At 70.6% G+C, this 12,263-nt stretch carries 8 protein-coding genes and 1 pseudogene; 3 read left to right on the top strand and 6 right to left on the bottom strand.

Annotated elements, in window-relative coordinates:
• Nucleotides 1-963: 963 nt before the first annotated feature.
• On the bottom strand, nt 964-1,185 hold the full coding sequence (locus HH310_RS03430) for a zinc ribbon domain-containing protein (protein ID WP_169173909.1): 222 nt from the start codon (nt 1,183-1,185) through the stop codon (nt 964-966).
• Between the two features lie 119 nt (nt 1,186-1,304).
• Here HH310_RS03430 and HH310_RS45215 point away from each other — a divergent pair, with 119 nt between their 5' ends.
• From HH310_RS45215 to HH310_RS03415, 3 genes and pseudogenes are all read left to right on the top strand, one after another.
• Nucleotides 1,305-3,059, top strand: a complete 1,755-nt coding sequence (locus HH310_RS45215; protein WP_169173908.1) for a lytic murein transglycosylase — start codon at nt 1,305-1,307, stop codon at nt 3,057-3,059.
• 90 nt (nt 3,060-3,149) lie between these two features.
• Entirely contained in the window at nt 3,150-4,169 is a 1,020-nt protein-coding gene (locus tag HH310_RS03420; RefSeq protein ID WP_169173907.1) for a GNAT family N-acetyltransferase, read from the top strand.
• A 285-nt stretch (nt 4,170-4,454) separates the two neighbouring features.
• A pseudogene (locus HH310_RS03415) lies at nt 4,455-6,734 on the top strand (endonuclease); the annotation flags it as partial.
• On the opposite strand, the gene hemB reads toward HH310_RS03415, so the two are convergent.
• The 5 genes from hemB to HH310_RS03390 are packed head-to-tail and all read right to left on the bottom strand — an operon-like array spanning nt 6,731 to nt 12,259.
• Nucleotides 6,731-7,711, bottom strand: coding sequence for a porphobilinogen synthase (gene hemB / locus HH310_RS03410; protein ID WP_169173905.1), 981 nt, complete (start codon nt 7,709-7,711; stop codon nt 6,731-6,733). The pseudogene HH310_RS03415 and the gene hemB sit on opposite strands and share 4 nt — an antisense overlap.
• Before the next feature lie 9 nt (nt 7,712-7,720).
• Complete coding sequence (locus HH310_RS03405; RefSeq protein ID WP_169173904.1) at nt 7,721-9,307, bottom strand: uroporphyrinogen-III synthase; 1,587 nt, start codon at nt 9,305-9,307, stop codon at nt 7,721-7,723.
• Nucleotides 9,304-10,233, bottom strand: a complete 930-nt coding sequence (gene hemC / locus HH310_RS03400) for a hydroxymethylbilane synthase (protein WP_169173903.1) — start codon at nt 10,231-10,233, stop codon at nt 9,304-9,306. Before hemC ends, HH310_RS03405 begins: the two co-directional genes overlap by 4 nt.
• Entirely contained in the window at nt 10,230-11,519 is a 1,290-nt protein-coding gene (locus tag HH310_RS03395; RefSeq protein ID WP_169173902.1) for a glutamyl-tRNA reductase, read from the bottom strand. Before HH310_RS03395 ends, hemC begins: the two co-directional genes overlap by 4 nt.
• A complete protein-coding gene (locus HH310_RS03390; RefSeq protein WP_169173901.1) occupies nt 11,516-12,259 on the bottom strand; it encodes a redox-sensing transcriptional repressor Rex in 744 nt (247 codons plus the stop codon). The genes HH310_RS03395 and HH310_RS03390 overlap by 4 nt, the downstream gene beginning before the upstream one ends.
• Between the last annotated feature and the right edge of the window lie 4 nt (nt 12,260-12,263).

Genomic DNA, 12,263 nt, shown 5'->3' with positions numbered 1-12,263 from the left:
CGGACGAAGGACACTCCGTCGTGGGCATCGAAGTCTTCTACGGCACTACGCGTGACGTAACGAAATGGATCGAGCTGGGTCACGCCGCAGTTGGTCAGTTCCGGCAGGCCGTTCGGCCGTACCCGCAAGAGTGCGATTTCCCTCCACGTCGTCCTGTCCTGATTGCGCACCCCGGGGTGCGCCGTTTTGTCGCTCGCCACGGTCACCGCGTAAGGGTCGAAATCGCCGCGGTTGCCGCATGCCCCCTACACGAGCGGCGCGCGGCTTCCGGCACCTGAAGTCGCGTGCATCACTCCGGGAAGCTCATGCCCGGCCTGGGCATGACGTCCTTTTGCCTGTTCAGCACGCAGCTTTGACATCGTGGGCGCGGGTCTCAAGTACGCAGCCGCAAGCGGATCAGGGGTGAGGTGGCTTGCGGGGGTGGGGTTTGGCGCTTGCGGGGGGGGGTGAGGGTTGGCGCTTACGGGGTGGGCTTTTGGTGTTCCGGGCGGCTTCTCCGGCCTGGGCGGGTGATCGACGGCCGCAGGTGCCCGGCGATCGCGAGGGCCCCGGCAGCCCCGCCTCGACGGAGTGGCGGAGGCGACCGGCAACCTTGTCGCGGCTCGCGGCACGGTCAGCACAGGCCCTGAGACCCACTGGCGTAGCCCGATATGTCCCGGGCTCGATTCGGGCTCCTGCCGGAAGTGGCCGCACAATTCGTCGCGCCAGTCGAGGACCTTGTGGTTCGCAGAGCGCCCAGGGCGCGATGGCGACCACGCCGGCCCGGCGCTCGCCGGGAGCCTTTGCGGCTGGTTTCAGACGCCGTCAGCCGCGCCATGATGCCAACTGTCTGGCCGCCGGATGCGGGTCAGGCTTCCGCGACGGCCCGGCAGGGACCGCGCGGCGGGCCTCTTTGACCCGCCTCCGTTCCAAGAGGCTGTCGCTGACCTCCCGCGACGGGCGCGAGTGGCCTGGCTCAGCCGATCAGCAACCGCATGCGCCGCCGCAACAGCCGCCTCCGCCGCCGCCCGCCATCGGGCTGGGCATCGAAGGAGCACCGCGGCCCGTGAACGCGACCGTGGATGACAGCTTTACCGTGTCGTCGTGGCCCTGCGGGCAGGTCGTCGGCGCGGACGCCTCGGCCATGGGACGGCTGACCTCAAAGGTGTCGCCGCAGGCGCGGCATCGGAATTCGTAGCGCGGCATGGGGAAAGAGTAGGCCCCGGGTGTGACAAAAAGGCACCCGGCGTATCGCCTTTGGCGGGTTATCCACAGGCTTCAACGCGGCCGCCCGGCGCGAGATCGGGATCGGTATTCTCGGTCGCGTGACGGACGGGCAGCAGGAAAAGCCAGCAACCCGACCCGCCTTGCGGGCTTCGGCGCCGCACCAGGGTGGGCCGCTCGGCAGCTCCGGCGCGGCCCCTGATCAGACTGCGCCGGCGCGCAGCGATCCGGACTCCGTGGCGCCCGCTGCGGCTGCCGCGACGCGCGAGCCCAGCGATACCAACGAGACAGCCCCGGGGCGAGGCGACGCCGCCGGCGCGACACCCGAGCAAGCAGGCACCGCGCCAGAGCAAAGCGGCGGGCTCGGTGAGACGCCCGAACAAAACGGCGACTCCGGTGGCACGCAGAGCGGCGACTCCGGTAGCACGCAGAGCCGCGAGGCCGGTGGCACGCAGAGCCGCGAGGCCGGTGGCACGCAGAGCCGCGAGGCCGGTGGCACGCAGAGCCGCGAGGCCGGTGGCACGCAGAGCCGCGAGGCCGGTGGCACGCAGAGCCGCGAGGCCGGTGGCGCTCCCGAGCGAAGCGGCCGAGCCAATGCCGCGCCGCAGCCCCGCGATGGCGAGCGTTCGGCTGGTGGCTCCGGGCCGGATGCGACAGAGCGACCATCAGACGGCACTGCCGCTGCTGCCGAATCACCGGACGCCAGGACAGACGGACTCCACCAAAGCCCATCTTTAGGCGACAATTCGGATATGACCGTGGAAGGCGGCGCGGCTGGCGCTCCAGCAGAGGCTGGCGACACCGCTGCCCGAGCGCCCGCGGCCACGCCGACCATCGGCGTGGGCAACAGCAGCACGCCAGCGACAGGCGCGGGCAACAGCAGCACGCCAGCGACAGGCGCGGCCGCGGGCGGGGCTAAGGCGCGGCATCTGCGGCGCGCCAGTCCGCTGCGGGTGGTCAAGCGGGCCGGGCGCAGCACGTCTGCCTGGGCCAAGCGGCCCAGTGGGCGGCTGATCGTGCCGGCGGTCATCGCGATTCTGCTGCTGGCGGGGGCCGGGACGGCGGGGGTCTACCTGGTGCCGCAGGCTATTGAGGCGGCGCCCTCGCCCAGTGCCACGCCGGCCTTCGGGCCCAGTGGGGCGCTCGGGCCGCTGCCGGCGCCCTCGGCCAGCCTTCCGCTGGGGTCGCTCCCGGGTGGTGGGGCGGCGACCGTTCCCACCGGGCTGGCCACGGGCGCCGCCACGCCGCCCGCCGCCAACAACGGGGTGCCGGGGACCACCACGGGGCGGCCTTCGGACGTGCTCAACGGCTGGGCGCAGCAGGTCGGGACCCAGGCGGGAATCCCGGTGGTGGCGGTGCAGGCCTACGGGTATGCGGAGCTGGTCGTCGCGCGGACCACGCCCGCGTGCCACCTCAGCTGGACGACGATCGCGGCGATCGGGGAGGTCGAGTCCTCGCACGGCAGCTACAAGACCTCCGTGCTGGGGGCGGACGGGCTGGTGCAGCCGCCGATCTACGGGCTGCCGCTGGACGGTAAGGGTGGGCGGCAACTGATCCGGGACACCGATCAGGGCACGATCGACGGGGACACGACCTACGACCGGGCGGTCGGGCCGCTTCAGTTCATTCCGTCGACCTGGCTCGCCTTCAAGGTGGATGCGGACAACAACGGCACCGCCGACCCCAACGACATCGACGACGCGTCGCTGGCGGCGGCGAATTACCTCTGTCAGGGCGGGCGGGACATGTCCAAGCTCGACTCGTGGTGGGAAGCCATTTTGTCCTACAACGCGGTTCAGCCGTACGCGCAGAAGGTGTTTGAGACCGCGAACGAATACGGGCAGCGGAGCCGCTGATGAAGATGACCTTCAACTGACAGTGACGGGACCTATACATTTACGTTCGGAGCACTTCCCAGACTGTTCCGTTACCGGCAAGCTGTACGGGTGAGGGTGCGTGAATGGAATCCCCGGTCAGCGTCGGCGGGGGAAATCCGATCACTCGTGGAAACGGTGAACGCGGCGCTGGCCGTTGATCTCCCGGGTGATCCACCGTGGCAGGACGTGCAGGTCCGGGAGTACCTTGCCGAGACCATGCCGGGCGAGCGCCGGATCAGTTGGGTCGCCGAAGATGATCGCTTGCCGGAAGGCGAGAGTGAAATCTTCGCGCACGTCAGCATGCTGCTTCTGGGTGACATCGGGGTGCTGGACGTGTTAGTGCGGCCGCGGCTGCGACGGCGCGGACTCGGTAGCCAGCTGGTGGCGTTCGCGGCCCGCCGGGCGTACCTGGAAGGCTTTTCCTCGATCGGTGTCGAAGCCATCGGGGGAACGCCTGCGATCCCGTTCTACGAAAAACTCGGATTCGAGCGGGAGTACGTCGAAACGCGCAGCGTGCTCAATGTCGCGTCGGTTGACTGGCCCGTACTGGAGGAGATGGCCAACGACATCGGGGCCGGATATCGGGTCGAATACCACCCCGGGGGGCCGCCCGAATCACTCATCGAGGCGTACGCGCAAGCAAAGCTCGAAGCGCCGGACGACAACGATGATCTCGACCTGGCGCCTCGATCGTCGGATCCGCAACGGCTTCGCGACTCGTTGAACACGCTGCACAAGCGCGGCCTCAAGCCGTACATCGTGCTCGCCATCGACGAGTCGGACAGCTCCGTCGCCGGGCTCACCGAGGTCGTCGTGCCGGCGCAGCATCCGGAACGCGCCGACCAGTACGACACGATCGTCGTGCGGGCGCACCGCGGCTACGGCATCGACCGGGCGATCAAGGCGCGGATGCTGTTCGAGCTGCGGTCCGCCGAGCCTGGCCTGCGCGAAGTCCAGACGTGGAACGCGCAGAACAACGAGTCCATGCTCAAGGTCAACGCCGAGTTGGGGTATCAGGCCGACCGGGACTGGTACGAGTACGGCGCGGACGTTGCGCAACTTGTGCAAAGTTTGGAACACATTCACTGAGTTCAACCTCTACAGTCGGCTTACGCCCTCGTTGAGTCCGCCGTGGAGGCTTCAGTGCGACACAAGCGCATATGGCCCGCGATCGTCGCGCCGATCCTGGCCGCAGCGATCCTCGTCCCAGGCGTGGCGCACGCCCAGCAAGGCGCGACCCAAGGCCAGCAAGGCACGGCCCAAACCCAGCAAGGCACGACAGAGGCCCAGCAAGGCGCGACCCAAGGCGAACAGCGGGGCGAACACCAGGGCGAACAGCGCAGCATCGGCGGCGAGAATGCCGACGGCGACCCGCTCACGATCGGCGCCGTCCAAGGCAAGATCGCGCGCTCCCCCCTCGCCCCGGCCACCGGCAACGGCTCCAGCACCACCAAATACCAGGTCCGCGGCGTCGTCACCCAGATCGCGCTGTCGCACGACCAGGCCGGCACCGACCAGCACGGCTTCTTCTTCCAGAGCCGCACCGGCGGCGAGGACGGCGACCCGGCCAGCTCCGACGGGATCTTCGTCTACACGGGCGCGTTCACCACGCTGATCGGCGGGTACACCCCGCGAATCGGCGACGAGATCGTGATCAGCGCCCGGGTCAGCGAGTTCTTCAACTTCACCGAGCTGACCAGCGCCGAGTACGTGGCCACCCTCGCCACCGGCTTGACGGGCGCCGTCCAGGTCACCGACGCCCGGCCGCCCGCCGACGCCGGCGACGCCGCCACCTACTGGGAGCGGCACGAGGGCATGCAGATGAGGGTCCGCGCCGGGTCCGGGGTCATTTCCGGCACCAAGGTCTTCGCCGGCACCGACGACGCCGAGATCTGGGCCATCGACCGCGACGATCCGCTGATGAAGCGGGAGGACCCGTATACCCGGCGCGTCTTCCGCGACGCGCACCCGCTGGACGACCAGTTCGGCCTGGTGGACAACGGTAACGGCAACCGCGTCATGATCGGCCCGATGGGGTTGAAGGCCGCCGCCGACGACAGCCGCGTCGTGCTGCCGCCGGCCCGCACGTTCGACACCGTCACCAACGACGCGGTCGGCGGGCTCTACTACGCGTTCAACAAGTACGGCATCCAGGTGTCCGCGGTGGATTTCACCCGCGGCGTCGACCCGTCGGTCAACCACCCGCCGGCCACCGCCGACCGCCGCCGTGAGCTGGCCGTGTCCACGTTCAACCTGGAGAACCTCTACGACTTCCGGGACGACCCGTCGGACGGCTGCGACTTCGTGGGCAACACCGGCTGCCCGGGCGTCGCTCCACCGTTCGATTACGTGCCGAGCAGTGCCGAGGCGTACGGGAGCAAGCTGGTGGGTCTGGCCGACCAGATCATCGACGATCTGCACGGCCCGGATCTGATCCTCACCCAGGAGGCCGAGGACCAGGACATGTGCACGGTCACCAAGAACCGGCTGACCTGCGCGGGCCCCGACGGGATGCCGGACACGCTGCAGGAGCTCGCGCTGACGATCAAGGCGAGGAGCGGGATCGCGTACGCCTCGGCAGCCGACCGCAGCGGCGCCGACGCCCGTGGCATCAGCTCCGGCTTCCTCTACCGCACCGACCGGCTCCAACTGGCCCGGGTGACAGCGGCCGACCCGATCCTGGGCAGCGCCCCGCGGGTCGACTATCGCGGCACCCCGCTCGCGTCCAACTCTGACGTGTCGAACCCGAAGACGCTCAACGCGACCCTGCCGAGCGACGTGGACGTCTCCACCGGGGTGGACGGCAGCAACGTCTACACCCGAGCGCCGCAGGTCGCGCTCTTCACCGTCAAGGCCGCGCCCGGCTCATCGTCGAGCTACCAGCTCTGGGCGATCAGCAACCACTTCTCGTCGGGCCCGGACACCCGCGTCGGGCAACGAACCGAGCAGGCCGCGTACGGGGCGGCGATCGTCACCGGCATCAAGGCCACCCACCCGCACGCCCGGGTGATCTACGGCGGTGACCTGAACGTCTTCCCGCGCCCGGACGATCCGATCCCGGCGCACCCCGGTGACCAGCTCGGGCCGCTGTACCGGGCGGGCCTGAACAACCTGTGGGAAGAGCTGGTCATGGACGTGCCCGAGGCCGCCTACTCGTACGTGTTCGACGGTCAGGCGCAGACGCTGGACAGCCTGTTCGCCGACCAGGAGCTGACCGGCGACTTCATCGACATGCGGTCCGCGCACATCAACGCCGACCGGCCGGCCGGCGAGAGCACCAGCGATCACGATCCGCAGGTGGCGCGTTTCGAGTCGCAGGCCGGCATCCGGGTCGGTGACGCGAGCGTGGCCGAGGGCAACGCCGGCACCGCCCGGCTGGTCTTCCCGGTGACGCTGAGCAGGCCGCTGAGCCAGAAACTGACGGTGTGCGCGGCGGCCGTGCCCGGCACCGCGCTGGCGGCAACCGACTTCGACCCGTTCCTGGGCTGCACGACCATCCCTGCGGGCGAGGTCGCCGCTTCGTTCACGGTGAACGTGCGCGGGGACCGCCGGCGGGAGGGCGACGAAACGCTGACGCTCTCGATCGCCGGGCTCGATGCCGGCCTGCGGCGGCTGGACACCACCGGGACCGGCACGATCGTGGACGACGACTAGCGGAGAAGCTGCGCGGCCTCGGTGGCCCAGTAGGTCAGGATGATCTGCGCGCCGGCCCGCTTGATCGAGGTCAGCGACTCCAGCATGGCGCGCTCGCGATCGATCCAGCCGTTGGCGGCCGCGGCCTCGACCATCGCGTACTCGCCGGACACCTGGTAGGCGGCGACCGGCACGGTGACCCGGTCACGGACCGCGGCGATCACGTCGAGGTACGGCAGGGCCGGCTTGACCATGACGATGTCGGCGCCCTCGGCCACGTCCAGGTCGACCTCGCGCAGGGCCTCGATCAGGTTCGGCGGGTCCTGCTGGTACTGCCGGCGGTCGCCCTGCAGCGACGACTCGACGGCCTCGCGGAACGGACCGTAGAAGGCGCCCGCGTACTTGGCCGAGTACGCCAGGATCGAGACGTCCTGGTAGCCGGCCTTGTCCAGGGCGTGCCGGACCACACCAACCTGTCCGTCCATCATTCCGGAGGTGCCGACCATGTGCGCTCCGGTGTCCGCCTGCGCGACCGCCATTTCCGCATAAATGGCCAATGTCGCGTCATTGTCGACGGAGCCGTCGGAGGCCAGCACGCCACAGTGGCCGTGCGAGGTGAACTCGTCCAGGCAGAGGTCGCCCATCACGACCGTGGAGTCGCCCACCTCGGCCATCAGGTCCCGGAGGCCGACGTTCAGGATGCCGTCCGGATCCAGCCCGGCCGACCCGGTCTCGTCCTTGTTGGCGGTGTCGGGGACGCCGTACAGCATCAGACCGCCGACGCCCGCCTCAACCGCCTCGTGCGCGGCCTTGCGCAGCGACTCACGTGTGTGCTGGACGATGCCGGGCATCGAGCCGAGCGGCCGAGGCTCGGTGAGCCCCTCCTTCAGAAAGAGAGGCAGCACGAGCTCGGACGGCGCGACGCGGGTCTCCGCCACCAGACGACGCAACGCGGGGGTGCGGCGGAGGCGGCGCGGACGGTCATCCGGAAACGACATTGTTTCTTCCTATCGGAAGCGAAGGGCGGTAGGTCCCTGGACCTTCGAGCCACGGCGCTGCTTGGCCGGCATCGCGGCCAGCTTCTCGCGCAACTCCACCGCGTACGTCGCGAGCGCCTCGACCAGGTCCGGCACGGAAGCGTGCGGGGGCTGGACGTCGACGCGCAGACCGAACTCGGTGGCGGTCTCGGCGGTCTTCGGGCCGATCACCGCGACGACCGTGCGGGCGTGCGGCTTGCCGGCGATGCCGACCAGGTTGCGGACGGTCGAGGACGAGGTGAACAGCACCGCGTCGAAGCCGCCCGACTTGATCGCGTCCCGGATCTCGGCGGGCGGCGGCGCCGCCCGCACGGTCCGGTACGCGGTCACGTCGTCGACCTCCCAGCCGCGCTCGATGAGCCCGGCCGCGAGGGTTTCGGTGGCGATGTCGGCGCGGGGCAGCAGCACCCGGCCGACCGGGTCGAGGATCTCGTCGTGCGGCGAGAACTCGGCGAGCAGGCCCTCGCTGGACTGGTCGTCCGCGGGGACGAGCTCGGGCTGGATGCCGAACGCGCGCACCGCGTCGGCGGTGGCCTGGCCGATGCAGGCGATCTTGACGCCGCCGAAGTGGCGGGCGTCCAGGCCGTGCTCGTCGAACTTCTCCCAGACCGCGCGGACCGCGTTCACCGAGGTGAAGACGACCCAGGCGTAGCGGCCGTCGACCAGGCCCTTGACGGCGCGTTCCATCTGCGCGGGGGTGCGCGGCGGCTCGACCGCGATGGTCGGCACCTCGCACGGGATCGCGCCGTACGCGCGCAGGCGCGCGCTCATCGCCCCGGCCTGCTCCTTGGTGCGCGGGACGAGCACCTTCCAGCCGTACAGCGGGCGGTTCTCCCACCAGCTCATGGCGTCGCGCTCGGCGACGTCGGCGCCCACCGAGAGCACCACCCGACCGGTGAAGCCGAGCGCCGCCGCGACGAAGCTGTCGACCGTGGAGGTCGTCGTGTACTGGGTCTCGCCGGTGCCGTCGCCGGTCACCGCGACCGGGGTGCCGGGCTCGACACCCGCGGCGAGCAGGCCGTCGCGGACCGCGGCGAGGTCGCCGGCGTCGACCGCCACGGCGAACGAGCCCTTCTGGGCGGACGCGGCGAGCGCGTCGAAGTCGAGCGCGGTCACGTCACCGACGTCGGCGGTGGTGCGTACGCCGGGCAGCGGTACGCCCGCGTAGGTGGCGACGCCCTCGGCCTGGCCGATGCCGGGCACGACCTCGAAGTGCACGGCCGTACGCGCGACCGCCTGCACCTCCTTGACCACGGACTCGTGGCCGAACGGGTCGCCGGACACCAGGTGCACGGCGGCGAGGCCGGACTTGGCCGCGGACAGCAGCACCTTGGCGACATCGCCGGGCGCGCCCTCGGCCGGGCTGAACTGGGTGTCGTCCTTGGCTTCGGCGCGGATGGCGGTCAGCAGCGACTCCGGCACACCGCGGTCGTAGACCACCTGGTCGGCCTCGGTCAGCGCGGCGTGCGCACGGCGGGTCAGCAGTTCCGGGTCGCCGGGTCCGGCGCCGACGAAGGCGATGCGGCCGGCCGGCTTGCGAGCGGGTCGGGTGGTCATTCTGGGCTCCCCATCAGGGTGTCGGCGCCGGCGTCGAGGAGCTCGGTGGCGAGTGCCTTGCCGACCTCCGCCGCGTCGGCGGGCGTTCCGGTGCGCGACAGCCGGATGGTTCGGGCCCCATCCGGGCTGATCACCGCACCGCGCAAGTAGATCTCCTCGCCGTGCTCGCCCTCGGCGACCTCGGCGTATGCGGCGACCGGGGCGGAGCACCCGGCCTCCAGCGTGGCGAGCATCGCCCGTTCCGCCTCGACGGCGGCGCGGGACGGTGCGTGGTCGAGCGTGGCGAGCAGCTCGACCATGTTCGTGTCGTTCGCCCGGCACTCCACCGCCAGCGCACCCTGAGCCGGGGCGGGCAGCATGAGCATCGGGTCGAGCGTTTCGGCGATCTCGGCGGCCCGGCCGAGACGCGCCACACCGGCCCGGGCGACAACGACGGCGTCCAGATCGGCCTCGGGCCCGTGGACCCGGGCGATCCGGGAGTCGACATTCCCGCGGATCGGCGTGACCTGCAACTGTAGGCCCAAAGCATGCAATTGCGCGATTCGGCGCACCGCCCCGGTGCCGATCCGGGCCCCCGGGGCAAGCTCGGCGAGCTTGCGGCCGTCGCGGGCGACCAGCACGTCGCGCGGATCCTCGCGCAGCGGCACCGCGGCGATCCGCAGGTCGGCGGGCTGCGCGGTGGGCAGGTCTTTATAGGAGTGGACGGCGAAGTCGATCTCGCCGGTGAGCAGCGCGTCGCGCAGCGCGGAGACGAAGACACCCACGCCGAGCTGGGCCACCGGGGCCGACGAACGGTCGCCGTGCGTCACGATCTCGACCAGCACGACCTCGCGGCCGGTGGCCTTCGTCAGCGCCTCCGCGACCGTCCGGGACTGGGCCAGGGCCAGGGCGCTGCGGCGCGTGCCGAGGCGTAGCGGAGTGGTCACTCCTGCGCTCCGATCTCCGGGACGGCGTCTGCCTGCGTGGCGTGCGGGACGTCGAGGTCGAACAACTCGCGCAGCAGTGCGGCGTACTGGTCACCACCGGGTTCGGCGGCGAGCTGACGGACCCGCACGGTGGGTGAGTGCAGTAACTGCTGGACGACCCGGTGCAGCGTACGGGAAACATCCGCTCGTTGCTCCTCGGAGAATTCCGAGCGGCGGGAGTAGAGCTTACGCAGTTCGGCCGAGACCACGTCCTCGGCGCGATTACGCAGCGCCGCGACGGTCGGTGCGATGTCGGCGCCGCGCAGCCAGCCGAGGAAATGTTCCACCTCGCCGGTGACGATCTGCTCGACCGCCGCGGTCTCCGCGTCGGCGGGCTGGGTGCGCCGGGAACCGGCCAGGCTGTCGATGTCGATCACGGTGACGCCGTCGATGTCGCCGGCGTCCGGCGCGACGTCGCGCGGCACGGCCAGGTCGAGCACCACCAGCGGGGCGGCGGCCTGCAGCCGGGCGCGATCGAGCACCGGCAGCGTCGAGGCGGTCGCAGTGATCACCAGATCGGCCTCGGCCAGGGCGGCGTCCAGCTGGTCGTAGGGCACGGCGGTGGCCCCGTACGCCTCGGCGAGCCGATCGGCCCGGTCGGCGCTCCGGTTCGTGATCTTCAGGGGGCCGACCCCGGCTCGGGTCAGCGTGGCCACCGAGAGGGCACCCATCGCGCCCGCCCCGATCACCAGGGCCTTGCGTCCGGTCAGGTCGCCCAGGTGGCTCTCGGCCACGTCGAGCGCGGCGGTGACGACGCTCTGCCCGGCCTTGTCGATGCCGGTCTCGGCATGCGCCCGCTTGCCCACGCGCAGCGCCTGCTGCATCAGCTCGTGCAACAACCGGCCGGCCGTGTCCGCCTCGCTGGCCGCGTGGTACGCGTCGCGGATCTGCCCGAGGATCTGCGACTCCCCCACGACCATCGAGTCGAGCCCGGACGACACCCGGAACGAGTGCAGCACCGCCGCCTCGTCGTAGTGCACGTACAGGTGGCCGGCCAGTTCGGTGGCGTTGATGCCGGAGATCTCGCTGAGCACGTTGCAGACGTCGGCGAGTCCGCCGTGGAAGCCGGTGACCGCCGCGTAGACCTCCACCCGGTTGCAGGTGGAGACGACCGCGGCCTCGTTGACGTACGGCTGCTTGACCAGCTTGGCCAGCAGCTCCGGCACGTCGCCGTCGCCGATGGTGAGGCGTTCCAGCGTGCCGACGTCAGCGGTGCGGTAGGACGCACCGACGCTGAGCAGATTCACGACCCGACCGCCTCCTGGTTACCCGCGCCCGTCGCGGACCGCCCGCCGGGAAGCGCGGTCAGCGAGGCCTTGCGGTGCTCGTGGAAGGACAGGATTTGCAGCTCGATCGCGAGATCGACCTTCCGGACGTCTACCCCCGGCGGAACCGACAACACGCAGGGCGCGAAATTGAGGATGCTGGTCACCCCCGCGGCGACCAGTTCGTCCGCGACGGCCTGCGCGGCCCCCGCCGGGGTGGCGATCACCCCGATCGCGACGTTCTCCTCGGACGCGACCTTGCCGAGCTCGTCGATGTGACGCACGGTGAGGCCGTGGATCCGTTCGCCGACCTTGTCCGGGTCGGCGTCGAACAGTGCGACGATCTTGAAACCCCGGCTGACGAACCCGTCGTAGCCGGCCAGTGCGTGGCCGAGGTTTCCGATGCCGACCAGGCCGACCGCGCGCCGCTGATCCAGACCTAAGACGAACTCGATCTGCTCGATCAGGAGCGCGACGTCGTAGCCGACCCCGCGGGTCCCGTACGACCCCAGATGTGAGAGGTCTTTGCGCAGCTTGGCCGAGTTGACCCCGGCGGCCGCGGCCAGACCCTCGCTGGAAACCGTGTCGGCGCCGGCCTCGCCGAGGTTGTGCAATGCCCGCAGATATTCCGGGAGGCGCGCGACCGTCGCCTCCGGCAGATCCGGGAAGGCCGGGACGGCCCCGGGCTCTCCGGGCGTGCTTCCGTGACGCTGCTGACTCATCTGA

The organism is Actinoplanes sp. TBRC 11911 (genome assembly GCF_012933445.1).
In the GTDB taxonomy this organism is placed as follows: Bacteria; Actinomycetota; Actinomycetes; order Mycobacteriales; family Micromonosporaceae; genus Actinoplanes.
Note: the sequence above shows the minus strand (reverse complement) of the source record. Positions and strands in the feature narration are given on the sequence as shown.

What these genes read in the sequence shown, in the direction of transcription:
- HH310_RS03430 (WP_169173909.1), bottom strand. Translation starts at nt 1,185, where the DNA reads ATGCCGCGCTACGAATTCCGATGCCGCGCCTGCGGCGACACCTTTGAG.
- hemB (WP_169173905.1), bottom strand. Translation starts at nt 7,711, where the DNA reads ATGTCGTTTCCGGATGACCGTCCGCGCCGCCTCCGCCGCACCCCCGCG.
- HH310_RS03405 (WP_169173904.1), bottom strand. Translation starts at nt 9,307, where the DNA reads ATGACCACCCGACCCGCTCGCAAGCCGGCCGGCCGCATCGCCTTCGTC.
- HH310_RS03390 (WP_169173901.1), bottom strand. Translation starts at nt 12,259, where the DNA reads ATGAGTCAGCAGCGTCACGGAAGCACGCCCGGAGAGCCCGGGGCCGTC.